Here is a 25500-nt window from a genome sequence, read left to right as displayed (position 1 = left end):
GCCCCACTCAACCCAACCGGTCCGCCCGCTCCTCCAGATACCGCCGCTCGGGCAGACTCGCCGTCCGCCCGGCCGCGCGCCGGTAGTGCTCCCGCGCGCCCGCGAGATCGCCCGCGCGCTCCAGCAGGTGCGCGCGGACCGCGTCCAGCCGGTGGCTCTGCCGCATCCGGCTGTCCTCCGCCAGGGACGCCAGCAGCTCGAGCCCGCGTGCCGGGCCGTCGACCATCGACACCGCGATCGCCTGGTTCAGCGTCACCACCGGGCTCGGGGCCAGCTCCTGCAGCACTTCGTACAGCTGCGCGATCTGCGTCCAGTCCGTGGTCTCCGCGCTGGGTGCCTCGTCGTGCAGGGCCGCGATCGCCGCCTGGACCTGGTAGACGCCCACCGGGCCGCGGCCCAGCACCGCGCCGACCAGGGCGCGGCCCTCCGCGATCGCCGTCCGGTCCCAGCGGTCGCGGTCCTGCTCGGCCAGCGGCACCAGGGTCCCGTCGGCGCCGGTGCGCGCGGGCCGGCGCGCGTCCGTTAGCAGCATCAACGCCAGCAGCCCCGCGACTTCGCCGTCGTCCGGCCGCAGCGCCCGCACCGCCCTCGTCAGCCGGATCGCCTCGCGCGCCAGCTCGGGCACGTGCAGGTCCGTCCCCGACGTCGCCGTGTACCCCTCGTTGAAGATCAGGTAAAGAACCTGCAGCACGACGCTCAGCCGCCCGGCGTAGTCGGCCTCCGCGGGCTCGCCGAACGTCGACCCCGCCGCCGCGATGCTCTCCTTGGCGCGGGTGATGCGGCGGGTCATCGTCGCTTCGGGGACGAGGAACGCCTTCGCGATCTGCGCGGTCGTCAGGCCGCCCACCGCGCGCAGCGTCAGCGCCACCTGCGACGGCGGGGACACCGCCGGGTGGCAGCACAGGAACAGCAACGTCAGCGTGTCGTCTTCGCCCGGCGTCTCGACGGGCTCCGGGAGCTCGCGGGCCGCGACGGACTCCTCCCGGCGACGGCGTGCGCTCTCGCTGCGCCACTGGTCGGTGAGCCGGCGCGTGGCCACGGTGACCAGCCAGGCGAGCGGGTTGTCCGGCACCCCGCCGTCCCGCCACTGCTCCGACGCGGCGAGCAGGGCCTCCTGCACGGCGTCCTCGCACGCGTCGAACTGCCCGTACCGGCGCACGAGCGTGCCCAGCACCCGCGGCACGAGCGGGCGGAGCAGCTCGCCGACGTCCTCGCTCACCCGCCCGTGTACTCGGATTCGCCCGTCGCGTCGGCGAAGAACACCACCGGCCGGACCTCGATGCCGAGCCCCTCGATCTTCGCGTCGGGGATCATCGCGGCCACTTCGTACGCGCGCTCCTGACTGGCGCACTCGACGAGGTAGTAGCCGGCGAGGAACTCCTTCGACTCGACGAACGGCCCGTCGGTGACCGCCGGCATGCCGTCCTTCACCCGCACCACCGCGCTCTTCGCGGGCGCGTCGAGGGCCTGGGTGCCGATCATCTCGCCGGACTCCCGGATCCGGCGGATGAACTCGCCGTGGCCGGTCATCACCTCGTCCTTTTCCCCGTCGGACAGGCCGTCCCAGACGTCCGGGTTCATGTACATCGCCAGCAGGTACTTCATCGCTTCTCCCCGCGTTCGGTCCCCGCGAACATAGCCGATCCGGCACCGCAACCTGTGAGTGGTCGGCGGCCTCGCCACAGGAGCAGCATCGACGCCTCACCACCCACCGCCTTAAGGATTCCCCCATGCAAGACGTGCACGCCGACCTCGCCGCCGAAGCGGACGCCCTCGCGGACCTGATCCGCGACCACGAGACGTCGGTGATGCTGCCCGCCGGCCGCGCGATCACCGGGCACCTCGCCGAGCTGACGGTCGTCGCCCGCCGGGTCGTGCTGAGCGTCGAAGGCGACGAAAGCGCTTCCGCTCCCCGCATCACGAACTCCGGGATGCTCGGCGACGCCGTGCTCGCGTGGCTGTCGGAGCACCGCAAGGCCACCGACCTGCTGGCCAGCGCGGAAGAAGACGTGCACTGGCCCGGCGGGCCGCTGCGCCCGGCGGCGGTGGCGGCCGCGCTGCTCACCGCGTTGTTCGCCCGCGGCCAGGACATCGCCGACGTGCTGGGGGTCCGCCTGCCCCGCAACGACAGCGTCGGGCACGTCGCCTATTACGGCGTCCGCACCCGCGACGAGGTCTACGCCGGGCACGGCGAGCCACCCGCCGGGCGGTTCCGCTACGAGCTCACCGCGCCTTCGGGCGAGCGGTGGGAGTTCGGCCCCGCCGGCGCGCCGGACCGGATCACCGGTCCCGCCGTGGACTTCTGCCTGCTGTTCACCGGCCGCCGCGCGGCGGCCGACCTGGCCGTCGAGGCCGTCTGCGACGAAGCCGTCCGCTGGACGGAGCTGGTGCCCTCGCGGCGGAACCCGCTGTGGACGTCCGAAGTGGACTGACCCCCGCTCACTCGAACGGGGCCGGATCCCCGGCGCCGCGGCGGACCACCTCGGCCTCGCCCGAGGAGAAGTCGACCACCGTGGTCGGCTCCACCCCGCACTCGCCGGAGTCGACGACCGCGTCGAGGACGTGGTCGAGCTCCTCCTTGATCTCCCAGCCCTGGGTGAGCGGCTCGGCCACGTCCGGCAGCAGCAGCGTGCTCGACACCAGCGGCTCGCCCAGCTCCGCGACCAGCGCCTGGGTGACCACGTGGTCGGGGATGCGCACGCCGACGGTCTTCTTCTTTTCGTGCATCAGCCGCCGCGGCACCTCCTTGGTGGCGGGCAGGATGAACGTGTAGCTGCCCGGCGTCGCCGCCTTGATCGCGCGGAAGACGGCGTTGTCCACGTGCACGAACTGGCCGAGCTGGGCGAAGTCCTGGCAGACCAGCGTGAAGTGGTGGCGGCGGTCGAGCCGCCGGATCGAGCGGATCCGGTCGAGGCCGGCCGGGTTGTCCAGCCGGCACCCCAGCGCGTAGCACGAGTCCGTCGGGTAGGCGATCAGGCCGTCCTGGCGCACGAGGTCGGCGATCTGGCCGATGGCCCGCCGCTGGGGGTTGTCCGGGTGGACGTCGAAGTACCGAGCCATGGCGCGAGCCTAGGCGGTAACCGCCGGAGCTGCGCCCTGAGGCCGGGGCTCCGCCACCCGGCCCCCGAAGCGCCCGGGCACGCGACGCGCCGGGCGGCGTCTCCCACCTTGCCGTGATCGCCGCGCAACCGGTGACCGCAGCCCGTCCCCCGGCGGAGAATCCGCGGGTGCGACAGGAGCTGCCACCCAGGAGGCGATCATGACCCAGCTGGTGCTGCCCGATCCCACCCCGACCCGGGCGAAGCCACCCCGGCCCCGGACCGTGTCCGCCACGGCCCACGAGTTCGTCGGCCCGGCCGGCCGCGTCACCCTGGCCGGGCTGTTCGGCGGGCACCGGTGGCTCGCCGTGCACCACCGGATGCCGGACGTCAGCGACCCCGGCGCCGCCGTGCCCGCCGACGAGGTCGCCGCCGTCCTGCACGCCGCGGACACCCGGCTCGTGGTCGTTTCGCACACACCGTATGCGAAATTCGCGCAGTACGGGCGCCACTTCGGCCGCGAGCTGCCCGGCTATTCCGCCGTGGACAACGGGTTCGGCGCCGACTTCCCGGCCACCCGGTACCTGGCGGGCACCGCCCGCGGTGAGGCCGACACCCCCGGCTTGAGCTTTTTCCGCCTGGACGGTCGGTTCGTGCGGCACCTCGGCTCGATCGCCGTGCCGTACCTGGATTTCCTCGACCTCGTCGGCGTCCCCGGCACCCAACTGGGCTGAACCAGTATCCGGACCCGGCAGCCCGGCACGGGCCGAAATCCCCAGGCAGAGCCACTCTTCGCCGTAACGACGGGGAGCCGTCATGAGATAGGATTCCCCGGAGCATGCACACCGAGTTCCGCCCGGACCGAGCCGCAGGCTCCGGGCACCGCCGACCCGCCGGAGGACCGCAGCCGATGTCTCCGGGAACCGTGACGAGCCTGCCGGAAGCGCTGAACGCCGGGTCCGAGGCCCGGGGCACCAGCGTCGTCGACCAGCGGCCGAAGCTGGCAGCCTACCTGGCGGCGGCGATGATCACGGTCGTCGTCGCGGGCTTCGGGTTCGTCCTGCTCGCCTCCCTGTTCCCGCTGCCGATCAGCCCGTTGCAGGTCGGCTACGCGGTCGCCGCGGTCGCCGTGCTGCTGGCGATCCAGCTGCTGCACTACAGCAGGCCGTCGGTCCGCCTCGACTCGACGCTGAGCAAGGTGCTGCTGGTCGTGCTGGCCGTGCTCGGGTACGTGCCGGTCCTGACGTTCGACGCGGTCTGGTCGGCGATGCCGGTGTTCTTCGGCGGCGCCGTGCTGCTCGTCCTGCAGCCGCGGCTCGCGTGGCCGCTGTTCGTCCTCAACCTGGGCGGCGTGCTCTGGGTCGAGCTGCTCTACGACCCGCCGCTCCTGGCCGTCTACACGGTCGCCAGCGTGGGGTTCTACTGCCTGTCCTTCTACCTGCTCACCCGGCTCGCCCGGACGATCCGCGAGCTGCACCGGGCCCGGACCGAGCTGGCCCAGCGCGCGGTCGCCGAACAGCGGCTGGCGTTCGCCAGGGACCTGCACGACCTGCTCGGCATCAGCCTCTCCGCCATCGCCCTCAAGGGTGAGCTGGTGCACCGCCTGCTGCGGAAGTCGAGCGAGCAGGCGAAGGCCGAGCTGGCCGAGATGACCGCCATCGCCCAGCGCACGCTGGCCGACGTCCGCGCGGTGTCCCACGGCTACCGCGAGCTGTCGCTGGAGAAGGAGTTCCGCACCGCCCAGTCGCTGCTCACCGCGTCCGACATCGCCGTGCGGGTCCACCTCGACCAGGCCGAGCTGCCGGTCCAGGCCCGCACGCTGCTGGCGAAGGTGCTGCGCGAGGGCGTCACCAACGTGCTGCGCCACAGCGACGTCGAGCACTGCGAGATCGACGTCCGCCGCCAGCGCGGCGGGGTCAGCCTGGTGATCGTCAACGACGGCGTCGACGCCGAGCGGCTGCCCGCCGAGTCCGACCTGCTGGCCCGGCTCCCCGGCGAGGTCGCCGCGCTGGGCGGTTCGGTGACCACCGGCACCGGCGACGACGGCCGGTTCCGCCTGCGGGTCGAGCTGCCGCTCCCCGACCAGGCAGAACCGGTCGCCCCGGCGGGTGACGACAACCGGACGGCCAACGCCGAGTCACGGCGCATCCGCGTGCTCCAGCCGGTGGTCTTCGGCCTGCTCGGCGTCGCGGCGGTGCTCCACGAGCTGCTCCTGACCACGAACGCCTGGCACATCGCGCTGGTCGCCGGCTCCGTGGCGGCCCTGCTCACCCTGCAGTTCGCCTACTTCAACCGGCCGACCACGCGGCTGCGCTCCGGGCAGAGCACCGCGATGCTGTTCGTCCAGGCCTGCCTGATCTACCTCCCCCTGCTACCCCTGCAGCACGACTGGGTGAGCATGCCGTCCCTGCTGATGGGCTGCGGGCTGCTGGTGCTGCCCCCGGTCGCGGGGTGGCTGCTGTTCGCCGCGAACACCGGCGTCTACCTGTGGCTGCAGTACGTCGCCGGGCAGGCGGGGCAGGACACGTGGTTCGCGATCCTGTTCTCGGCCGGCACCGTGATGACGGGCCTGATCGTGTTCGGCATGCTCTGGCTCGACCGGCTGGCCGCCGAACTGGACCACAGCAGGCGCCGGCTGGCCGAGATGGCCGTCGCCGAGGAGCGGCTCCGGTTCGCGCGGGACCTGCACGACCTGCTCGGCATGAGCCTGTCGGCGATCGCGCTGAAGAGCGAGCTGACGGCCAGGGTGCTCCCGCTCGACCGCGACCGGGCCACCGAAGAGCTCCTCGAGATCCTGGGCCTGACCAGGCAGGCGCTCACCGACGTCCGCTCGGTCGCCAGCGGCTACCGCGAGCTGTCCCTGGACAGCGAGTCCAAGTCGGCCCGGTCCGTGCTGGCCGCGGCCGACGTCCGGGTGCGGATGGAGATGCTGCAGGACGACCTGCCGGCCCCGGTCCGCACCGCGCTGGCGGTGGTGCTGCGCGAGGGCGTCACGAACGTCCTCCGGCACAGCAGCGTCGAGACGTGCGAGATCGCGTTGCGCCGCACGGAAGACGGCGTGACGCTCGAGATCGTCAACGACGGGGTCGACGGCCCGGCCCGCCCCGCGGCGAAGCCCGCCACCAACGGCAACGGCTCCCCGGGCGGCGGCAACTCGGGCAGCGGGATCGGCAACCTGGCCCACCGGGTATCCGACCTGGGCGGCGAGCTGACCGCCGAGGTAGTGGACGACGGCCGCTTCCGGCTCCGCGCGGTGGTCCCGGTCCCGGCCGCCTAGCCCGGCCCTCGCCCGCAGCTTCGGCCGAGGCACCCAGCCGGATTCGCCCGGCAACCACGCCAGCACGCCAGCGCCCCGGCGCCCGGCCGCGGTCCTCGCCTGCGGCATCCAGCCGGATCCGCACGGCAACCACGCCGGCACGGCAACGCCCCGGCACCCAGCCGCCTAGCCCGGCCAGGCCGCCGCCCGCGGCCCCGATCAAGGCATCCAGCCGGATCCGCCTGGCAACCACGCCAGCACGGCAACGCCCCCGCCCCCAGCCGCCTGGCCCGGCCGGGCCCTCGCCCGCGGCTTCGGCCGAGGCCGGATCCACCCGGCAACCGCCAGCACGGCAACGCCCCGGCACCCGGCCGGCCCGGCCCGCCGGGCGTCAGATCCAGCCGGACTCGCGGGCTATCCGGATCGCGTCCACGCGGTTGCGGGCCCCCAGCTTGGCCACCACCGTCGTCAGGTAGTTCCGGACCGTGCCCGCCGAGAGGTAGAGCCGCGCGGCCACCTCGACCGTCCCGTACCCCTGGGACGTCATCCTCAGCACGTCCAGCTCGCGGGCCGTCAGCGGGCAGTCCACGCTGTCCCACGCCGCCAGGGCGAGGTCGCCGTCGACCATCCGGCGGCCCGCCATCACCCCGCGCACCGCGTTGGCCAGCTTGTCCGGCGGCGCGTCCTTCAGCAGGAACCCGCTCACCTTGGCGTCCAGCGCCCGCCTGAGCGTCCCGGGACGCCCCAGGCTGGTCAGGATCAGGGTCCGGCACCCCGGCAGCTGCTCGTGCAGCTCACCGGCCGCAGTGAGGCCGTCCTTGCCCGGCAGGTCGATGTCGATGATCGCCACGTCGGCGGCCGCCGACCGGGCCGCGGGCAGGATCTCCGGACCGGACGCCACCTCGGCGACGACCTCGATGTCGGGCTCCAGCCGGAGCAACGCCACCAGCGCGCCGCGGACGATGTGCATGTCTTCGGCAACGAGCACTTTGATCACGAGGGCGCCTCCGCCTCAGGAACTCCCCAGTTCTCCCCAGAAGCACAGTTAAACATTCCGGCCGAGTTCCGGGTTGGTCCGTTCGGGGCCTCCAGAGCGCAATACCCGGTGCGGCGGGCACTAAGTCGCGAAAAACACGCAATACGCGTCCGGACCACTACCACACGTAACGCAAACTTGCGTTTGCCATTCGCGTTGAAAATTTTCCAGGTCGAGTCGCCAGTGGACGCACGACATACGAGAGAGCCGGCCACCCGAGTGCACAAGCACTCCGATGACCGGCTCGCAACGGCGCGGACCAGCACCGATACTGGTCCAAACCAGTCAGGCGGCCAACCCGACCTCTTCGACCGCGACGGCGACGGAGACGCACGCCGTCGCCCGGACCGCGCCGCCACCGGACGGGCGGTCGAACCGGTCGATGACCAGGCCGGATTTGATCGAGCGAACCTTTTCGACCTCGATACCCAGGTCTTCGAAAAGCGCGTGGACGTCAGCGGAAAACTGAACGGACATTGTGTACTCCCCAGTGGCGAAGATGAATGCTTCACGTGTCATAAATGGTGCGCCGACGGCCTCTCGGGAGCCAGTGCCCGCATCACCGGGCCACCGTGCTTTATGACTGCTCCGGGTAGTCCCGTTCACGGGGCCGGATGGAGTAACAGGGCGCGCTTGATCGACCGACCGGGTGCTTTTCCGTCACTTTACGAGGTCGGCTCGACGCGCTGAGCGACCAAAACCGCTCGTCGTCACACCGGTGCATGCCCGTTCACGGCCCGCACGACACCTCCGCCGGCGTCCCGTGCGAAACACCTTCCCGCGCATATGCAAAACGCATGTCGGGACCCGGTGAAATCCATTCGGAACGGTGCACTGAGCACTTAAGAAGTAGACGGGTTCCGACCTACAGTTCTGCCATACCAATTTTCCGGCGCCGAACACGTCCGCAGGGGGCGTGGATCGGTGGGTACCGGCGACGGGAGGGACGGCCACCATGGACGAAATCGTGCGGCAGGCCGTGGCACGCGCCATCATGACCATGCGGGACAACCTGGGCGAGCGCCTCACCATCGACGACCTCGCCCAGGCCGCGATGTTCAGCAAGTTCCACTTCACCCGGGTCTTCCTCCGGGCGACCGGGCTGTCCCCCGGACGGTTCCTGTCGGCACTGCGGCTGGCCGAAGCGAAGCGGCTGCTCGCGACCACCACCATCTCGGTGGCCGACATCAGCCACCAGGTCGGCTACAACAGCGTCGGCACGTTCAGCGCGCGGTTCAGCGGCAGCGTCGGCTTCTCGCCCACCGGGTACCGGCAGTTGCGCGGCACCTCGCCGCGGATCGCCGAACGCACCGGTCAGCCGGGGTCCGAGGCGACCGTGCGCGGCCACGTCTGGCGCGTTCCGGGCGCGGAGACCGGCCCGGTGTTCGTCGGGCTCTTCCCGGCGAAGATCGCCGAGGGCGCCCCGGCGCGGCACGTGATCCTGCCGGGCGCCGGCCAGTACACGCTCAGCGACGTGCCGCTGGGCTCGTGGTACGTCATCACGCACGCGTTCGGCGTCTGCCCGAACGACGACCGCGGGCTGCGGCCCATGACCGGGCTGACCGGCCCGGTGACCGTGCACCGGGGCGTGGCCGCCAGCCTGGCCGACGTCCGGCTGCGGCCGCGGCACGGCTTCGACCCGCCGGTCCTGCTGGCGCTGCCCGACCTGCGGCACGCCCCGGCCAGGCACCCGGTTGCGGTCTGAGGGGTCCCGTTCGGGCGCGGGAATGGGGATTCCCGCGCCCGAACGGGTGGTCGCGACGGCACCGCGACCCGGGAATTCGGCGGCCGATTCACCGGCCCGGCCGCGCGGGTGCGACCGGCGAATCCTCCGGCGGGATCGCGCAATGGCGTACAATTCCGCACGGGGAAATGGCTCGACTGGGGGAAGCGAGGAACAACGTGATCAAGGTTCTGCTCGCCGAAGACATGGACATGGTCCGAGGTGCCCTCGTCGCTCTCCTGAGCCTCGAATCCGACATCGAGGTCGTCGCCGAAGTGGACTCCGGTGACGAGATCCTGCCCGCCGCCAAGTCCACCCTGCCCGACGTCGCGGTCATCGACATCGACCTCCCGGGCAAGGACGGCCTGACCGCGGCCACCGAGATCCACGAGCACCTGCCGGAGTGCCACACCCTGATCCTGACCAGCCTCGGCCGTCCGGGCACGGTCCGCCGCGCGCTGGACGCCAAGGTCAACGGCTTCCTGCTCAAGGACGCCCCGTCGGACAAGCTCGCCAACGCGGTGCGGTCGGTCGCCATCGGCAGACGGGTGATCGACAGCGAACTCGCCTTGTCCGCCTGGGAAGCCGACGACTGCCCGCTCACCCCGCGGGAGCTGGAGATCCTCGCCCTCGCCGCGCGCGGGCGCAACGTCGCCGACATCGCGGCGGACCTCTTCCTTTCCCCCGGCACGGTCCGCAACTACCTGGCCGCGTCGGTCACGAAGCTCAACGCCCGCAACCGGGTGCACGCGATCAGGATCGCCACCGACGCCGAATGGCTCTGAGCGGGCCGGACGAGCGACGCGAACCGGCCCCGAAGGGCTCGAGCGGGACGCTGGCGCGCAGCAGGTGCGTCCCCTCCGGCCGGGCCCCGGCCGTGAGCTCCCCGCCGAGCAGGCTGACGCGGTGCGCGAGGTTCCGCAGCCCCCAGCCGTGCTCCTCTCCGCACTCCTCGGCTCCGCCCGGCACGACGCCGTCGTTCGCCACCCGCAGCCACGCTTCGCCGCGCGCCGCGCCGACGGCGAACTCGCACCAGGACGCCTGGCTGTGCCGCACGACGTTGGTGACGCTCTCCCGCAGCACCGTGGCGAACGTCGTGGCCACGGCTTCGGGGAGGTGATCGGGCAGCGCCCGGTCGAACCGCACGGTCACCCCGGCCGAGTCGAGCACCGCGGCCGCCGCCGCGCACTCGTCCGCCAAGGACAGTTCCCGTTGCCCGGCCGCCACCGAGCGCACGTCCGCGAGTGCTTTGCGGGACATGGTCACCAGCTCGGTGAGCTCCTGCTGGGCCTGCGCCGGCTGGGTGTCGACCAGCCGCCGGATCAGCTCGATCTTGAGGGTGATGGCCGACAGGCTCAGCCCGAGCAGGTCGTGGGTGTCCCGGCTGAACCGCATCCGTTCCTCGGCGACCACCCGGGCGGTCAGCTCGCGCCTGCCGTGCTCGCGTTCCGCGGCCAGGCGGACGAACCAGGCCAGGCCGAACACGGCCACCGCGGCGACCGCGGTGAGCGCCGCGCCGTGCAGACCGTCCGCAATGGACTCCCCGGGCTCGCCCGCCTTCGCGGACAGCACGCCGACACCGCTCGAGACGAACACGAGCACCGGCAGCGACACCACCGGCTTGGCGACGAGCAGCACGCTGCCGACGAAGAAGCTGCTGAGCACGCTCCAGGCGACGCCCAGCTGGAACACCGGCACGAGCCCCAGCACGGCCTGCAGCGCCAGCGCGGGGCCGCGGAACCGGATGCGCCCGTAGCCGAACCCGACCAGGTGCACGGCGACGAGGGCCACCGCGTAGCCGGACGCGGCGAGCGAGACGGGCCAGGACCGGACGTCGCGCAACGGACCCAGCAGGCCGAGCACGCCGATGCCGAAGCAGACCCCGGCGTGGACGGTGTAGACGAGCCGGGCCGGGAACGCCTTCCCCGGCAGCCGGTTCGCGGTGTCCGAACGCGACTTCGGCCGCGTTGCTCCTTTTGCCCACCGCGAATACGTCGATCGGACGCTTGCGTCGGTCATTCTCGCTGAAGCGACCACCGCGGCGCCTCCCCAGAAACGCTGCCATATCCCAAGACTGCAATCTAACAGCCGTTCCTGAGGATCCGGCTCGCCGTCACGGGGGATTTTCGCGGCGGACGGCGGCTACTCGGGGAAGTCCAGGACGCACTCCCCGACGCTGACCTCGGCCGGCCACTCGAGCTTCAACGCCCGGTCGACGCGGTCGCCGGAGTCGACCGGCACCGCGTGCGCGGCCAGGCCCATCGCCCGCGCGGCGAGGGAGAAGACCTGCTGCAGCGCGCCGAGGTGCAGCAGCGTCGTCGCGTACGCCGCGCCGCCGAGCACCCACGCGATGCGGGCCATCCGCGCCGTCATGGTCAGCAGGGCCGAGGGGTGGCGGTGGCTGCCCGCGGCGATCATCGCCATGTCCAGCAGGTTGTCCAGGACCGCGGCGTCGTCGTTGATCAGCGTGAGCGTGTGCCACAGCGGGTCGTAGTGGTAGATGCCGCGGGCGAGGTCGGTGCACCGGTTGACGCCGACGTAGATCTCCAGCTCGTACAGGCAGGCCACGCTGAAGTACGGCCGTTGCGAAGCCTCGTGCGACGGCCCGCCGGGCAGGTGGGCCGGGCCGACCGAGCGCACCCGCGCGGCGCGGAACAGGAACTCGCCGAGCTGCCGCGCCGACAGCGGCCGTTCGCTGAACTCCGGGCAGGCGTGGTCGGTCTCCAGCAGCGCGGTCAGCGTCGGTTCCCCGGCCTCCGGCGCCGCCGGGTCCAACCGGTACAGCGGGAACGTCGGCCCGGCCGTGACCTGCTTGACCACGGGCGGTTCGAGGCCGGCGCGGGCGGCGCCGGGGTCGGCGGGCGAGCCCTTCTGCCAGGTGCGGCTGCGCGCGTGGAAGATCAGGTCGTCGTGCGACCAGGTCGCCATGTCGGGGTCGCCGTGCTCGGTGAACCGGCCCTCGGCGTCGCCGAGGAGCACGACCCCGGCCGCGACGAGGAACTCGACGACGTCGGCGACCACGGCCTCGGGAACCCCGGTGGCCTCGGCCAGCTGCCCGACCGTCGCCGGCGAGGCCAGCGCGGAGGCGATCACGACCGCGGGCGGACTGAACAGCGCGACCTTGTACCGCGCGCCGGGCGACTCGGCCAGCAGCGCGCCGTCGTCGGCCCGCAGCGCGGTGAACCGGGACAGCCGGACCTGCCGCCCGGCCGGCAGCGGGCCGTCGGGGAAGACCGGGAACTGCGTCACGGGGATCGCCGAGAGCACCGGCCCGCGGCCGTCGTTGAGCGCCAGGGAGTGCACCACCGAACCCGACAGCCGGGTGAGGATCTTGCGCAGGGACAGCCGCCAGGCGTCGTTGCCGGCGTGGCCCGAAGCGGCCAGGTTCGCCATCGACACCGGCCCGAGCGCGAGCCTGCCGAGGGATTCGCGCACCCCGTCGGCCGCGCCGGGGAAGTCGTACTCGCCCCACCAGGTGATCGCCACGAGCGACCCGTCGTCACCCGCTTCGATCAGCGTGTCTTCGGTCAACGACCACAGCCGGACCGTCTCGGCGTGCCCTCGCGGGCTCTCGGCAGCCAACGCAAACTCCTATATTCACGACGAAACGCCGTTCTGTGCACGCAGTGTGCTACAGGAACATCGGGAACGGATTGAGCCGCTCGTAGGGCGTCGGCTCGGCGAGCCTGCCCAGGCGCACCGGGACGTCGAACAGCCGGCCGGGAGCGTAGCGGGCCCAGAACGGCCGGAGCCCGGGTGCGAGCACCTTGACCACCGGGAGGCCCACGTCGGGCCGGGTCTGGTCCAGCACGAACAGCTCGCTGCCCGCGGCCGCCACCGTTCTCGCCAGCGCCGCGACGTCGTCCCGCACGTCCGGGCGGTGCACGAACCCGAAGTCGGCCAGGGTCCGCGTCCGCTCGCCGGGCGCGGGCCGCAGGTAGGGCTGGTTGGCGACGGTCGCGTACTCCAGCCACCGGGCCGCGTCCGGGTCGTTCACGTCGTGCCCGAGGACCTCGACGTCCGGGATCATCTGGTTCAGCTCGGTCACCGCGCGCCGCAGGGCGATCCGCGGGTCGAGGTGGGCACCGAAGCCGAACATGATGTGCTCGTGCGGGCCGTCCGTGCGGCGGGACACCGCGACGAACACCGGCACCCCGAGGTCCGACGTCACGTCGAGGGCCCACAGCTCCCGGCCCAGCCCGGCGTAGTTGCCCCTCATCTCGTCCAGCCAGCCGTCGCCGAAGGAGCCGAGGTCGACCCCGGGCATCGGCGTCCGGTTGTACCACCAGAGGGCGACGGCGTCCCGCTCGACGAGCTCGAGCGTGCCCTGGAGGACGGCGTCCTCGAGGCTGCTCCCGGCCGCCGCGCCGTTGGAGTCCGGGTGCAGCCCGCGGACGCCGCAGGTGGCGGGCGCGCCGTAGTACAGCAACCCGGTCGGCAGCAGCCGCCGCTGCCCGGCCAGCGACCAGACCGGCGTCCAGTCGATCGGCGCCGCCGGGTCGAACCGGCGGGGGACGTGCTGGAACAGGCCGTGCGCGGCGTTCCACGCGGCCCGTTCGCCGTACTGGCGCTCGGCGAAGAGCATGCAGTCGTTGGGGTGCACGGCCTCCGCGCCGAGCTCGTCGAAGGAAGCCCGGAACCTGAGCTCGTCGCCCTGGTAGTTGCCGGAGAAGCGTTCGACGGCCTCGCAGAGGGCACCGACCTCGGCGTCGATCGGGCTGACGCCCTTGCCGCCGTTCTCGCTGCGCAGCCCGGCCTGCATGCCGTTCACCCCGGTCACCCCGCGGGCCACGTTGTAGCCGGACCGGTAGACGTTGGCGAACGACGGCGCCGCCGGGTCGGGCCGGACGTCCCGGATGATCCCGGTGACCGGGCTGACCAGGTGCCGGTAGCGCTCGAGCGTCTGCGCCGGCGTCGCGGTGCGGTGCCCGCCGCCGGTCGAGGTCGTCTTGCGGGCGGACTCCAGCCGGACCGGCTGGGCGGCCCGCGTCGCCACCAGCGTCGCGTCGCCGCATTCGGGGCACTGCGGGCGGCGGCGCAGCTCGTGCAGCTTGCCCTGCAGGTCCAGGGTGTCGAGCACCCACACGCTTTCCTGGCCGCCGTAGCGGTAGCCGGCCAGCCACTTGCTGGCCTCGAGCGCGATGAGGTGCGCGGCGGCGGCGGTCAGCGACGGCAGCGCGGCGGCGGGGCGGCGCGCGGGACCCTCGTGGCCGAGGAGCTCCTGGGCACAGGCCTCCGCGTGCCGGTGCCCCCAGAGCCGGTTGGTCAGGCAGTGCCAGCACGCCGAGTCGCCCGGCCGCAGGACCGGCCCGATCCACACCTGCGCGGCGAACGGCCGGGCCAGCAGCCACGGCCGGCCGGTGCGCCGGTGCTCGGCGTCGAGCTCGCCCAGCCGCGGGTCGAGGTAGTCGGTGCACAGCACGATGCTCAGGTCCGCTTCACCGGCCGCCGAACCGGACGGCGCGATCTCGAGCCCGGCGTCGGCGAGCGCGTGCTCGACCGGCCGGGTGTCGACGTCGTCGCCGACGGCCAGCAGCCGGACCTCGTGGCGGGCGTCCCGGGAGGCGTCGACCCCGCACGCGTCCCAGTAGGCGAGCTCCCGCTCGTCGGTGGCCGGCCCGGGCGCCGGGCGCACCGACACCAGTCCCGCGTCGACCAGCTCGGTCACGATCGCGGCGACCTCCTCGGGGGACATCCCCGCCGGCCGGGCCCGCAGCACCTCGCCGAGCTCGCGGGTGCCGTCGAGCAGCGGCGCGAGTGACTCGATGCGCGCGCCGCGCATCGCGATCACGCCCTGTTCGGAGAAGAGGTAGGCACCTTTGCCGGCCCGCACTTCGGCGCGCAGGTGCCGTTTGAACGCGAGCACGGGTGTCCCGGCGGCCGGCGGCGCGGCGGCCCGGGTCCGGTGCGGGGCGGGTTGCACGGCCGATCCGCTCATCTGCACTCCTCATCCCGTGCGCGCGATCCGAGAACCCGAATTCTTCTCCGGCGCGCCGACCTGCGGCCAGTGCGCCGCGCACCGAACGGGACGTGCAAAACGCATGCCGATTCACGCGTAACGCATGTCCAAGGGGTGCATCGCGCACTGGTCGGCGCCGCCGGTGGGCCGTCAACCTGGATCGCGAGGGCACAGCCCCGCGGGCGCCCGCCCCCGGCCTTTCGACTGAGACCACAAGTGAGGACCGAGTATGACGACCACTCGCACCTATGGACAGTTCTGCGGCCTCGCGCGTGCTCTCGAGATCGTCGGGGAACGCTGGTCCATGCTGGTCATCCGGGACCTCGTGCTCGGCCCCAAGCGGTTCACCGAGCTGCAGCTGGGCCTGCCGCGGATCCCGGCCAGCATCCTGTCCGCCCGGCTCAACGAGCTGGAGCAGGCCGGGGTGATCCGCCGCCGCGTGCTGCCCCAGCTGGACGCGAGCCTGGTCTACGAGCTGACCGAGTACGGCAGCGAGCTCGACCACATCCTGCTCGACCTCGGGCTCTGGGGCGCGCGGTCGCTCGGGCACCCGAAGGACGACGACGTGTTCACCAACGACGCCGCCATCCTGTCGCTCTACACGACGTTCCAGCCGGATGCCGCGGCCGGCGTGCACGTCACCTACGTCCTGCGCCACCACGACTCCCTGATCATCCACGCGATGGTCGAGGACGGTGCCCTGAAGGTCGGCTCCGGCGAGCACCCGGCCGCCGACCTGGTCATCGAGCCGCAGGGCCCGGAGCTGATCGACCTGGTCAACGGCCAGCTCACCGCGTCCGAGGCGCTCGCCTCGGGCCGGGTGCGGATCGAAGGCGACTTCGCCCACCTCGAGCTGTTCACCAAGCTGTTCCGGATCCCGCCGAAGCCGGAGCTGCCGGACGGCATCGCCTTCCACTGACTTCCCCAGGCGGCGACGGGGCCGGGCGGGCGCGCAGGGGGCGCCCGCCCGGCCCTTGTCGCAAGCGGGAAATGGGCAATCCGGAGTAACGAAAACCGGCAATCCGGCCCTTAAGGTCGGTGCAGCCGATCTTTCGGCCCTGTCGAGAAGGGGCAGCACATGTCGACCTCCGAGTTCGTTCGGCCGGCCGGCTTCCTGGGGACGTTGAACGGGAAGTACCACAACCGGGCCCTGGCCGTGTTCATGGTCATCGTGCTCGCGCACTGGGCCGAGCACGTCGTGCAAGCCGTCCAGATCTACGGCCTCGGCTGGCCGACGTCCCGCGCGCGCGGCGTGCTCGGGATGCCGTTCCCGTGGCTGATCTCCCAGGAATGGCTGCACTACGGGTACGCGCTCGTGATGCTGGTGTTCCTGTGGGTCCTGCGCCACGGCTTCGCCGGCCGGTCGCGCCAGTGGTGGAACCTCGCGCTGGGCATCCAGTTCTGGCACCACATCGAGCACCTGCTGCTGTTCATCCAGGCCCAGACCGGCTGGCGGCTCGCCGGCCAGAAGGTGCCGACCAGCATCATCCAGCTGCTCGTGCCGCGGGTGGAGCTGCACCTGTTCTACAACACGATCGTCACCATCCCGATGATCGTCGCGGTCATCCTGCACCGGCGCGCCTCGGCCGCCGAACGCGAGCTGACCGGCTGCTTCTGCGGCGCGCCGAAGCAGACCGCACTCGCCGCGTCGTGAAGCGCGCGCTGGCCCTGCTGGCCTTCCTCACCGGCTGGCTGGTGCTCGGCGCCACTCCGGCTTCGGCCCACGTCGAGATCGTCTCGTCGACCCCCGGGGACGGCGCCCGCCTGAGCGCGGCGCCGTCCCTGGTGTCGGTCACCCTGTCGGAGAACGTCGGGATCCAGCCGGGCTCGATCAAGGTCGTGGACCTCGCGGGCAACCAGGTCGACAGCGGCCCGGTGTTCCAGCCGGGCGAGGTCGCCGAGCAGCTCGCGGTGCGCTTGAAGCCGAACCTGCCGGATGCCAGCTACCTCGTCGAGTACGCCTTCGTTTCGGCCGATTCGCACCCGGTCCGCGGCACGTTCGCCTTCGTCGTGGGCTCGGGCCCGCTGGTGACGTCGGCGGGCGCGGTCTCGGCGGCGACCGGCACGGACCCGGGCGTCGACTTCGCCTCGACGGTGGTCCGCTGGCTGGCCTACCTCGGCGTCGTGCTGCTGGGCGGGCTGGCGTTCGTCGTGCTGTGCCGCCCGGCCGCCCGCACCGACCGCCGGGCCCGGCTGCTGCTGCGCTGGGGCGCCGGCGTCGTCGCGGTGACCGCCGCCGCGACGTTCGTCCTGCAGGGCCCGTACGCGGCCGGCCGCGACCTCGAGGCGGTGTTCGACACCGGCCTGCTGGCGGACACCCTGCGCGTCGCCTACGGCAAACTCCTGCTGCTCAGGCTGGCCGCCGTCGCCGCGCTGGCGGTGCTGCTGCCCCGCCTGCTGCGGCCCGGGCTGCCGGACCGGCTGCGGTCCCGCTACGAGAACCTGGCCATGGTGACCGGCTTCCTGGTGCTGCTGACGTTCTCGGCCACCGGCCACCCGGTCACGGACCCGATCATGTTCGTCTCGGTCTCGGCGGACCTGGTGCACTTCGGCGCGATCGCCGTCTGGGCGGGCGGGCTGGTCCAGCTGGCGATGGGCCTGTACCGCCCGGCGCCGGAGGAGGACCTGGCCCCGGTCGCGGCCCGGTTTTCCCGCCTCGCGGCGGGCGCGGTGACGGCGATCGCGCTCAGCGGCGCGGTGCTGGCCCTGCGCATCATGCCGTCCCTGAAGACGCTCTGGACCACCGAGTTCGGCCTGCTCGTGCTGCTCAAGACCGCCGGGTTCGCGGCGCTCTTGGCGGTCGCGAGCCGCTCACGCCGCGCGGTGCGCCGGAGCATGACCGGCCCGCCGGAGGGCACGACGAAGACGGTGACGGCGGACCTGCGCCGCCTGCGGCAGGCCGTGGCCGTGGAAGTCCTGCTCAGCGTCGTGGTGCTCGCCCTGGCGGCGATGCTGACGGTCACCCCGCCGGGCGGCTGAGCCTCACACGCCCGGCACGTCCGGCGGGGCGAACGGGCCCCAGGTGAACGCGGGCAGCCACGGCCCCGGTTCCGCGCTCCACCCCAGCTCGGACAGCTGGGCCAGGGAACGCCGTCCGGCCAGGGCCCGGTACAGGTCGTGGGCCGGGGCCGTCAGGGTCGCCGGCGGGTGGCCGTCGCCCGCCTGCCACTCGGCGCCGTCCGTGGTGCGCAGGCGCAACGCCGGGAGCCCGCGGCGGGCGATCGACCCGGACAGGCCGCGGACCAGCACGTCGAAGCTCGGCGCGCGGGCGACGTGCTCGCCGGGCGGCGGCACGCCGAGGGCCGCGCGCAGGTCCAGCTCGTGGGTGTAGGCGTCCATCACCATGATCTCGCCGGTCCGCCCGCCCGCCTCCTCGAGCCGCCGGTCGAGCTCCTCACCGACGTCGTCCCAGTGGTCGAGCAGCTCCGGCACCGTCGACGCCGTCGAAACCGGCGGGGTGCCGCCGTGGCGGACGAGCACGCGCTCGGCGATCTCGGTGAGGTGGCCGAGCAGGTCCGTGACGGTCCACTCGGGACACGCGGGCACGGGGTGCCGGTGTGCACCGGGACGCGGGCCCAGCAGCGCGCGAATGCCGCGCCGCACTTCCGGGTAGCCCACGAAGTCCGGCGCCGGGACCGGCCGAGTCGTTGTCACGTGTCCCCACCTCACCTGGCACGATCGGTGCTTCCGGCCCAGTATGCCCAGGTGGCGGCGCCCGCGGTTCTCCCTGCTTGCCGCCCCGCGAGACCCCGGGAGGTCGTGACCTTGCCCACACTGTGGTCCACGTCGGCGCAGTGGGAACTGCTGCCGCCGGTCGTGCTCGCGCTCGTGCTCAGCGTCGCCATCGGGCTCGAGCGCGAAGCCGGCATGAAGGCCGCCGGGCTGCGGACGCACAGCCTGGTCGGCGTCGGCTCGGCCGTGTTCATGCTGGTGTCGAAGTACGGCTTCGCCGACCTGCTGGGCACCGAGCACGTCGCGCTCGACCCGTCGCGGATCGCCGCGCAGATCGTGTCCGGCATCGGGTTCATCGGCGGTGGCCTGATCTTCGTCCGCCGGGACGCGGTGCGCGGCCTGACGACGGCGGCGACGATCTGGCTCACCGCCGCGGTCGGCACCGCGTGCGGCGCGGGCCTGCCGGTGCTCGCGGTCGCCACGACGGCCGGGCACTTCGTGGTGACCCGTGGCCTCCCGCCGCTGCAGCGGTTCGTCGCGCGCCACCGCCGTGAACCTCCGGTGATCCAGCTGAGCTACACCGACGGCCACGGCGTCCTCCGCGCGGCGCTCGCCGTGTGCACCGGGCGCGGCTGGGTGGTGCACCACGTCGACGTCGACCACGAGTCCCTTTCCGAAGAGGGACAACGGATCGCGGTCGTGACGCTGCGCCTCGACGGCCGCGGTGATCTCTACGACCTGGCCGCCGAACTCGCCGAACTGCCGGGCGTGCGGAGCGCGTCCGCCGGCCCCGGGGAACCGCTCGACGAATGATCACCCGCCCGGGGAGCGCGCGGGGGCGGGTTTGCGGCACACTGGGGTGCACACGGAATTCCCCGGTACCGCAAGGAAAACGTGCGGCCGAGGAAAAACCATCCAATTCGGAGGTGAGGCATGGCCCCCGGCGGTGGCGAGGACGTGGCGCGCACGCAGCCCGGATTCGACCTGGCGTGGCGCGGTTTTCACCGCGCTCAGGTCGCGGAATACGTGGCGTGGGCCGAGGCCGAGATCCACAGAGTCACCGCCGAACGCGATGCCGCGCGGTATCGCGCGGCGACGCTCGCCGAGGACAACCGTGAGCTCCGGGTGAAGATCGACCGGATCAGCCGCACCCCGATCGAGCCCGACGCGTTGCAGGAGCGCTCGCGCCGGATGATCGAGCTCACCCGCGAGGAAGCGAACGAAATCACCGCCCGGGCAACGGAAACCGCCCAGCGCCTGCGCCGCGAGGCCGAGCAGGAAGCGGTCCGGCTCACCGAGAAGGAACGCCGTCTGGTCGCCGAAGCCGAGGCGGAGGCCGTGCGGCAGCGCGCCGAGCACGAAGAACTCCTGCGCGCGGCCGAGCAGCGCCGTCGCGAACTCGACGAAGCGGCCGCGCACCGCCGGGCCCAGCAGGAAGAGGACCACACCCGCGCGATGACGGTCCGCCGCGCGGACGCGATGCGCGAGTTGGCGGAGCAGGAAGCGGCCGGCCGCACGAAGGCGAACCAGCTGATCACCGACGCAACCCACCGAGCCGAAGACCTGGTGGCCGGCGGCGAACGCAAGCTGGCGGCGGCGGAGAACAAGGCCGCGGAGCTGGTCAAGACCGCCGAGGCCGAGGCAGCCAAGGTGATCGCGACGGGCGATCACAAGCTGGCCGCCGCCGAAACCAAGGCCGCCGACCTGGTCAAGACCGCCGAAGCCGAGGCAGCCAAGGTGATCGCGACCGGCGAACGCAAGCTCGCCGCCGCCCAGACCAAGGCCGCCGACCTGGTCAAGACCGCCAAGGCCGAAGCCGCGCAGGTCGTCACCGAAGCCACCGAGCACGGCAAAGCCCTGGTCGGCGCCGCGAAACAGGAGGTCACGGCCCTCACCGAGGTCCGCGACAAGCTCCACGCGAGCCTCGCCGGCTGCCGGTCCCTGCTGGCCGAAGCGGCCGTCGCGCTCGACGATCGCCCCGCGAAGTTCGACCCCGAGGCCACCCTGCCGCTGTCGAAACGCATGCCCGTCCAGCGGCGCTCACCCGCGGGAGACCTCACCGACGCCGTCGGCTGATCCTTGCCCGGCGGCCGGGCAACCAGCATGATCGGGACGTGGGAGTACGGACGATCGCCCTGACCTCGCGGGACGTCGTCCGTTGACCTGGCCTCTCCGGCGGGTGCTCGCCCTGATCGCCGCGCTCGTGACGCTGGCTTCGTCGACCACCCTGGCCAACCGCGTGCTGCCCGGCTGGGCGTACCCGGTGTGTGGGCTGGTCGCGGCTTCCCTGCTGGTCGCGCTCGGCCGCGTGGCCGGCTGCACGTGGCGCGACCTGGGCCTCGCGACGCTCCGGCGGCCCGCCCTGGTCGGCCTGGCCGGCGCGGCGCTGATCGCCGTGGTGTTCGGGATCGCCCTGGCCGTGCCGGCGCTGCGCACGGTCTACCAGGACGGCCGCGTCGGCGAGCCGGACTTCGGGCAGCTGCTCTGGCTGACGTGCGGGCGGATCCTGTTCGGCACGGTCCTCATCGAGGAGATCGCCTTCCGCGGCGTGCTGCCGGGCCTGTTCGGCGCGACGGACGAGCGGTGGCGCTGGCCGCCGATCCTCTGCTCGGCGGCGCTGTTCGGGCTCTGGCACGCGCTGCCGGCGCTGGCGATCGGCCGCAACGCCGCCGTGCACGCCGTGTTCGGCTCGACGCCGGTGGTGGTGCTGCAGGTGCTGGCGATGGCCGCGGCGGGCGTCGCCGGGATCTTCCTGCACTGGTGGCGGCACCTCGGGCGGGGCGTGCTCGCGTCCGTGATCGTGCACTTCACGACGAACGCGGGCGGCCTCACCCTGGCCGTGCTGGTGCGCTAGGACCGCACCAAGCGGGCGATCGCGTCGGACGCTTCCCGGACCTTCAGGTCGGCTTCCTCGCCACCGGCCGCGGCGGCCTGGACCACGCAGGTCGCCAGGTGCTCGTCGAGCAGTTCGAGCGAGAACGACTGCAGTGCCTTCGTCGCCGCGGAAACCTGGGTGAGGATGTCGATGCAGTACTTGTCCTGCTCGACCATCCGCTGCAGCCCGCGGATCTGCCCCTCGATCCGGCGCAGGCGCTTGAGATAAGCCTCCCGCTCGGTGCCGTAACCCGTCATCGCCCACCTGTCCCCGTTGTCGCGTCCCTGACCACCGACTATACCCTCCGGGGGTTCAGCGGAAGCGGCGCAGCCGGAGGCTGTTGCTCACCACGAACGCCGACGAGCACGCCATGGCCGCGCCCGCCATCATCGGGTTGAGCAGGCCGAGCGCCGCGAGCGGCAGAGCGGCGACGTTGTAGGCGAAGGCCCAGAACAGGTTGCCCTTGATCGTGGCGAGGGTGCGCCGGGCGAGCCGGATCGCGTCGGCGGCGGCGCGCAGGTCGCCACGCACGAGCGTCAGGTCGCTCGCCTCGATGGCCGCGTCGGTGCCGGTGCCCATGGCCAGGCCCAGGTCGGCCTGGGCGAGCGCGGCCGCGTCGTTGACGCCGTCGCCGACCATGGCCACCACGTGCCCCTCGGCCTGCAGCCGCTTGACGACGTCGACCTTGCCTTCGGGCAGCACCTCGGCGACGACGTCGTCGATGCCCGCCTCGGCGGCGACCGCCCGGGCCACGCGCGTGTCGTCCCCGGTCAGGAGCACCGGCTTCAGCCCGAGTGCGCGCAGTTCGGCGACGGCCCGGGCGGACGTCGGCTTGATCGTGTCGGCGACGGTCAGCGTGCCGCGCAGTTCGCCGTCCCAGGTCACGGCGATTCCGGTCTTCCCGGCCCGCCCGACGCTGACGGCGCGTCCTTCGACCACGCCGGTCACGCCGACGCCCGCGGTGCTGCGGAAGTCCGTGACGGCGGGGAGCGCGCCGAAGCGCTGTCGGGCGGCCTCCGCGATCGCCCGGCCGATCGGGTGCTCGGACGCGGCTTCGACGGCACCCGCGAGCCGGAGCACCTCGCCGTCACCCTCGACGAGCGTCATCCGGCCGGTGGTGACGGTGCCGGTCTTGTCCAGGACCACGGTGTCGACGCGGCGGGTGGACTCGAGCACCTCGGGGCCCTTGATGAGGATGCCGAGCTGCGCGCCGCGGCCGGTGCCGACAAGCAACGCGGTGGGCGTGGCGAGGCCGAGCGCGCACGGACAGGCGATGATCAGCACCGCGACGGCCGCGGTGAACGCCGCTTCGGGGCTCCCGCCGCTCGCCAGCCAGACCACCAGCGTCGCCAGCGCCAGGAAGACGACGACCGGCACGAACACCGCCGACACCCGGTCGGCGAGCCGCTGGACCTCGGCCTTGCCGTTCTGCGCGGCCTCGACCAGGCGTGCCATCTGCGCCAGCCGCGTGTCCGCGCCGACGCGGGTGGCGCGCACGAGCAGCCGCCCGCCGACGTTGACGGTGGCGCCGGTGACCGCGTCACCCGGGCCGACCTCCACCGGGACCGGCTCGCCGGTGAGCATGCTCGTGTCGACCGCGGAGCCGCCTTCGGCAACGACGCCGTCCGTGGCGATCTTCTCGCCGGGCCGCGCCACGAAGAGGTCGTCTTCGTGGAGCTCGCTGACCGGGATCAGGTGCTCTTCGCCGTCGCGAAGCAGCGTGACGTCCTTTGCGCCGAGGTCCATGAGCGCGCGCAGGGCGGCGCCGGCGCGGCGCTTGGAGCGGGCTTCGAAGTAGCGGCCGGCCAGGATGAACGTGGTGACGGCGGCGGCGACCTCGAAGTAGAGGCTGTCGCCGGCCGCGCCGGAGCTGATCAGCTCGAAGCCGTGGCGCATGCCGATCTCGCCGGCCATGCCGAAGAAGAGCGCGTAGAGCGACCAGGCCACCGAAGCGACGACGCCGAGCGAGATGAGCGTGTCCATCGTCGCGGTGAGGTGTCGCAGGTTGACCGCGGCGGCGCGGTGGAACGGCCACGCACCCCACGTCACGACCGGGGCGGCGAGGACGAGCGAGACCCACTGCCAGTAGTCGAACTGCCAGGCCGGGACCATCGCCAGGGCGATCAGCGGGATCGTGAGCGCCGCCGAAAGGAGCAAACGCTTGCGCAGAGTGGGCGTCTCGTCGGGCGCTTCGGGCTCGGGGAGCCGCGCGGAGTAGCCGGCGGCCTCGACGACGGCCGTGAGGTCGTCGACCGACAGCCCGCTCGGGTAGCTGACCTGGGCTTTCTCGGTCGCGTAGTTGACCGTCGCGGTCACGCCGTCGACCTTGTTGAGCTTGCGCTCGACGCGGGCGGCGCAGGACGCGCACGTCATGCCGCCGATGGCGAGCTCGACGCGCTCCGCGGTGGTCGCTTCGGCGGGCTTCATGCCACCAGGCGGTAACCGGCCTCGGTGACGGCGGCGGCGACCGCGTCCGGGGTCAGCGGGGTGTCGCTGGTCACGGTCACGCGCCCGCTCTCGACGTCGACGTCCACGTTCCGGACGCCCGCGAGCTCGGAGACCTCTTCTCGGACCGAGGTGGCGCAGTGCCCGCAGGTCATGCCCTCGACGGTGTAGCTCGCTTCGGTCATCGGCGGCTCCTTTCGATCTCCTTCCTTTATACCCATCGGGGGTAGGGGTTCCACACCCGGCCCCGTCAGACTCGCGGGATGCGCAAGCTCTACGCGATCGGGATCGGCGCCGGCGACCCGGAGCACCTGACGGTGCAGGCGATCGACCGGCTCAACCGCGTCGACGTGTTCTTCGTGCTCGACAAGGGTGAGGAGAAGGCCGACCTGGTCCGGCTGCGCCAGGAAATCCTGGACCGGTTCGTCACCCGGCCCCACCGCGTGGTGCTGGTCGCGGACCCGCCCCGCGACCGCACGCCGGCGGACTACCGGGCCGCGGTGGCGGACTGGCACGCGGCGCGCGCATCGGCGTACGAGCGGGTGCTGCTGTCGGAGCTCCCGGACGGCGCTGCCGGCGCGTTCCTGGTGTGGGGCGACCCGTCGCTGTACGACAGCACGATCGCGCTGATCGAGGCGGTGCTGGCGCGCGGCAACGTGACGTTCGACTACGAGGTGATCCCGGGGATCAGCAGCATCTCGGCGCTGGTGGCCCGCCACCGCACGACGATGAACCAGATCGGCCGGGCGGTCCAGCTGACAACGGGCCGCCGCTTGGCGTCCGGCTGGCCCCCCGAGGTCGACGACGTGTTCGTCCTGCTGGACGCCCACACGACGTTCGACCACTTCACCGACACGGGCTTGCACATCTACTGGGGAGCGTACGTCGGCACACCGGACGAAATCCTGCTGTCCGGTCCCCTGACTTCGGCCCTGGCCGCGGAGATCCGCGCGGCCCGGTCCGCGGCCCGCGAACGCCACGGCTGGATCATGGACACCTACCTCCTCCGCCGCCCCACCCCCTAACCCACCGTGTCGACTCCCCAATCACACGTGATGCCCCGCCAATCACGCGAGATGCCTTCCAAATCACGCGAGATGCCCCGGCAATCACACGTGATGCCCGCCCAGTCACGAATGATGCCTGCTCGGGCGCGGGTGATGCCTGCTCGGTCGCGGGAGCCGGCCTGGCGTGCACGAGAGTCGGTCGGTCGGGGAGCGGTGAGTTCCGGCTTCGATCGGGCCGGTTCGGCCTCGGGTCTCGCCGGTGCGATGGGCTTGAACGGTGGCCACGCGTGGCTGCCGGGTCGACACGTTTGATTGAGGGGTCGACTCGCGTGATGGTGGGGATGAGAAAAGGCCCCGGGAGGACCATGTCTGGTCCTCGACCGGGGCCTTCCCTAACGTAAGTTCGGCGGTGTCCTACTCTCCCACAACCCTTCGGTTGCAGTACCATCGGCGCTGTCAGGCTTAGCTTCCGGGTTCGGAATGGGACCG

Annotated in this window: 24 protein-coding genes and 1 rRNA gene; 12 read left to right on the top strand and 13 right to left on the bottom strand. The window is 72.5% G+C overall.

Annotated features, from left to right (window positions below):
• Nucleotides 1-7: 7 nt before the first annotated feature.
• Together ACWEN0_RS45545 and ACWEN0_RS45540 are read right to left on the bottom strand one after the other, a co-directional pair.
• Complete coding sequence (locus ACWEN0_RS45545) at nucleotides 8-1219, bottom strand: RNA polymerase sigma factor (RefSeq protein ID WP_451987628.1); 1212 nt, start codon at nucleotides 1217-1219, stop codon at nucleotides 8-10.
• Complete coding sequence (locus ACWEN0_RS45540) at nucleotides 1216-1605, bottom strand: YciI family protein (protein WP_451987626.1); 390 nt, start codon at nucleotides 1603-1605, stop codon at nucleotides 1216-1218. Before ACWEN0_RS45540 ends, ACWEN0_RS45545 begins: the two co-directional genes overlap by 4 nt.
• Nucleotides 1606-1730: 125 nt before the next feature.
• Between ACWEN0_RS45540 and ACWEN0_RS45535 the strand changes: the two genes are divergently transcribed.
• A complete protein-coding gene (locus ACWEN0_RS45535; protein ID WP_451987624.1) occupies nucleotides 1731-2432 on the top strand; it encodes a maleylpyruvate isomerase family mycothiol-dependent enzyme in 702 nt (233 codons plus the stop codon).
• Nucleotides 2433-2439: 7 nt separating this feature from the next.
• Here the strand turns inward: ACWEN0_RS45535 and ACWEN0_RS45530 are convergent, their stop codons facing one another.
• The gene (locus tag ACWEN0_RS45530; RefSeq protein ID WP_451987622.1) at nucleotides 2440-3060 is read right to left on the bottom strand and encodes an L-threonylcarbamoyladenylate synthase; all 621 of its coding nucleotides are present in this window, start codon (nucleotides 3058-3060) and stop codon (nucleotides 2440-2442) included.
• Nucleotides 3061-3259: 199 nt separating this feature from the next.
• Between ACWEN0_RS45530 and ACWEN0_RS45525 the strand changes: the two genes are divergently transcribed.
• Together ACWEN0_RS45525 and ACWEN0_RS45520 are read left to right on the top strand one after the other, a co-directional pair.
• Entirely contained in the window at nucleotides 3260-3772 is a 513-nt protein-coding gene (locus ACWEN0_RS45525) for a DUF899 family protein (protein ID WP_451987620.1), read from the top strand.
• 176 nt (nucleotides 3773-3948) lie between these two features.
• Nucleotides 3949-6315 carry a sensor histidine kinase gene (locus ACWEN0_RS45520; RefSeq protein WP_451987618.1) on the top strand — a complete coding sequence of 789 codons (2367 nt, stop codon included), beginning with the start codon at nucleotides 3949-3951 and terminating at the stop codon, nucleotides 6313-6315.
• Between the two features lie 370 nt (nucleotides 6316-6685).
• Here ACWEN0_RS45520 and ACWEN0_RS45515 read toward each other — a convergent pair whose 3' ends face one another.
• Nucleotides 6686-7291, bottom strand: coding sequence for a response regulator transcription factor (locus tag ACWEN0_RS45515; protein ID WP_451987616.1), 606 nt, complete (start codon nucleotides 7289-7291; stop codon nucleotides 6686-6688).
• A 324-nt stretch (nucleotides 7292-7615) separates the two neighbouring features.
• Complete coding sequence (locus tag ACWEN0_RS45510) at nucleotides 7616-7807, bottom strand: hypothetical protein (RefSeq protein WP_451987614.1); 192 nt, start codon at nucleotides 7805-7807, stop codon at nucleotides 7616-7618.
• Nucleotides 7808-8285: 478 nt separating this feature from the next.
• Here ACWEN0_RS45510 and ACWEN0_RS45505 point away from each other — a divergent pair, with 478 nt between their 5' ends.
• Together ACWEN0_RS45505 and ACWEN0_RS45500 are read left to right on the top strand one after the other, a co-directional pair.
• Nucleotides 8286-9035 carry a helix-turn-helix domain-containing protein gene (locus ACWEN0_RS45505; RefSeq protein WP_451987612.1) on the top strand — a complete coding sequence of 250 codons (750 nt, stop codon included), beginning with the start codon at nucleotides 8286-8288 and terminating at the stop codon, nucleotides 9033-9035.
• A 197-nt stretch (nucleotides 9036-9232) separates the two neighbouring features.
• On the top strand, nucleotides 9233-9838 hold the full coding sequence (locus tag ACWEN0_RS45500) for a response regulator transcription factor (protein ID WP_451987610.1): 606 nt from the start codon (nucleotides 9233-9235) through the stop codon (nucleotides 9836-9838).
• Here the strand turns inward: ACWEN0_RS45500 and ACWEN0_RS45495 are convergent.
• The 3 genes from ACWEN0_RS45495 to ACWEN0_RS45485 form a co-directional block, all read right to left on the bottom strand.
• Nucleotides 9807-11072 carry a sensor histidine kinase gene (locus ACWEN0_RS45495; protein WP_451987608.1) on the bottom strand — a complete coding sequence of 422 codons (1266 nt, stop codon included), beginning with the start codon at nucleotides 11070-11072 and terminating at the stop codon, nucleotides 9807-9809. The genes ACWEN0_RS45500 and ACWEN0_RS45495 overlap by 32 nt on opposite strands.
• 123 nt (nucleotides 11073-11195) lie before the next feature.
• Nucleotides 11196-12635, bottom strand: coding sequence for a SagB/ThcOx family dehydrogenase (locus ACWEN0_RS45490; protein ID WP_451987606.1), 1440 nt, complete (start codon nucleotides 12633-12635; stop codon nucleotides 11196-11198).
• A gap of 49 nt (nucleotides 12636-12684) precedes the next feature.
• Complete coding sequence (locus ACWEN0_RS45485; protein WP_451987604.1) at nucleotides 12685-14991, bottom strand: TOMM precursor leader peptide-binding protein; 2307 nt, start codon at nucleotides 14989-14991, stop codon at nucleotides 12685-12687.
• A gap of 250 nt (nucleotides 14992-15241) precedes the next feature.
• Between ACWEN0_RS45485 and ACWEN0_RS45480 the strand changes: the two genes are divergently transcribed.
• The 3 genes from ACWEN0_RS45480 to ACWEN0_RS45470 all read left to right on the top strand — a co-directional run bounded on the left by ACWEN0_RS45480 (nucleotide 15242) and on the right by ACWEN0_RS45470 (nucleotide 17991).
• The gene (locus tag ACWEN0_RS45480) at nucleotides 15242-15931 is read left to right on the top strand and encodes a winged helix-turn-helix transcriptional regulator (RefSeq protein WP_451987602.1); all 690 of its coding nucleotides are present in this window, start codon (nucleotides 15242-15244) and stop codon (nucleotides 15929-15931) included.
• 159 nt (nucleotides 15932-16090) lie between these two features.
• On the top strand, nucleotides 16091-16666 hold the full coding sequence (locus tag ACWEN0_RS45475; protein WP_451987600.1) for a hypothetical protein: 576 nt from the start codon (nucleotides 16091-16093) through the stop codon (nucleotides 16664-16666).
• Nucleotides 16663-17991: a copper resistance CopC/CopD family protein gene (locus ACWEN0_RS45470; RefSeq protein WP_451987598.1), complete on the top strand. Its 1329-nt coding sequence runs from the start codon at nucleotides 16663-16665 to the stop codon at nucleotides 17989-17991. The genes ACWEN0_RS45475 and ACWEN0_RS45470 overlap by 4 nt, the downstream gene beginning before the upstream one ends.
• A 3-nt stretch (nucleotides 17992-17994) precedes the next feature.
• Here the strand turns inward: ACWEN0_RS45470 and ACWEN0_RS45465 are convergent, their stop codons facing one another.
• Nucleotides 17995-18666, bottom strand: coding sequence for a maleylpyruvate isomerase family mycothiol-dependent enzyme (locus ACWEN0_RS45465; protein WP_451987596.1), 672 nt, complete (start codon nucleotides 18664-18666; stop codon nucleotides 17995-17997).
• 111 nt (nucleotides 18667-18777) lie between these two features.
• On the opposite strand from ACWEN0_RS45465, the gene ACWEN0_RS45460 reads away from it, so the two are divergent.
• The 3 genes from ACWEN0_RS45460 to ACWEN0_RS45450 all read left to right on the top strand — a co-directional run bounded on the left by ACWEN0_RS45460 (nucleotide 18778) and on the right by ACWEN0_RS45450 (nucleotide 21538).
• Nucleotides 18778-19497 carry an MgtC/SapB family protein gene (locus ACWEN0_RS45460; protein ID WP_451987594.1) on the top strand — a complete coding sequence of 240 codons (720 nt, stop codon included), beginning with the start codon at nucleotides 18778-18780 and terminating at the stop codon, nucleotides 19495-19497.
• Nucleotides 19498-19617: 120 nt separating this feature from the next.
• On the top strand, nucleotides 19618-20760 hold the full coding sequence (locus ACWEN0_RS45455) for a M protein (protein ID WP_451987592.1): 1143 nt from the start codon (nucleotides 19618-19620) through the stop codon (nucleotides 20758-20760).
• 82 nt (nucleotides 20761-20842) lie between these two features.
• Complete coding sequence (locus tag ACWEN0_RS45450) at nucleotides 20843-21538, top strand: CPBP family intramembrane glutamic endopeptidase (RefSeq protein ID WP_451987590.1); 696 nt, start codon at nucleotides 20843-20845, stop codon at nucleotides 21536-21538.
• On the opposite strand, the gene ACWEN0_RS45445 is transcribed toward ACWEN0_RS45450, so the two are convergent.
• Genes ACWEN0_RS45445 through ACWEN0_RS45435 form a run of 3 tightly spaced genes read right to left on the bottom strand, consistent with a single transcriptional unit; the run spans nucleotide 21535 to nucleotide 24189 of the window.
• Entirely contained in the window at nucleotides 21535-21816 is a 282-nt protein-coding gene (locus tag ACWEN0_RS45445) for a metal-sensitive transcriptional regulator (protein WP_086678475.1), read from the bottom strand. The genes ACWEN0_RS45450 and ACWEN0_RS45445 overlap by 4 nt on opposite strands.
• Before the next feature lie 55 nt (nucleotides 21817-21871).
• On the bottom strand, nucleotides 21872-23986 hold the full coding sequence (locus ACWEN0_RS45440) for a heavy metal translocating P-type ATPase (protein WP_451987588.1): 2115 nt from the start codon (nucleotides 23984-23986) through the stop codon (nucleotides 21872-21874).
• On the bottom strand, nucleotides 23983-24189 hold the full coding sequence (locus ACWEN0_RS45435; RefSeq protein ID WP_451987586.1) for a heavy-metal-associated domain-containing protein: 207 nt from the start codon (nucleotides 24187-24189) through the stop codon (nucleotides 23983-23985). Before ACWEN0_RS45435 ends, ACWEN0_RS45440 begins: the two co-directional genes overlap by 4 nt.
• Before the next feature lie 78 nt (nucleotides 24190-24267).
• Here ACWEN0_RS45435 and cobF point away from each other — a divergent pair, with 78 nt between their 5' ends.
• Nucleotides 24268-25029: a precorrin-6A synthase (deacetylating) gene (gene cobF, locus ACWEN0_RS45430; RefSeq protein ID WP_451987584.1), complete on the top strand. Its 762-nt coding sequence runs from the start codon at nucleotides 24268-24270 to the stop codon at nucleotides 25027-25029.
• Nucleotides 25030-25412: 383 nt separating this feature from the next.
• Here cobF and rrf read toward each other — a convergent pair.
• Nucleotides 25413-25500 (bottom strand): 5S ribosomal RNA (gene rrf / locus ACWEN0_RS45425); the annotation flags it as partial.

It is taken from the genome of Amycolatopsis sp. NPDC004378, assembly GCF_053602455.1.
The sequence above is the reverse complement of the archived record's forward strand: the minus strand, read 5'-3'. Positions and strand labels throughout refer to the sequence as shown.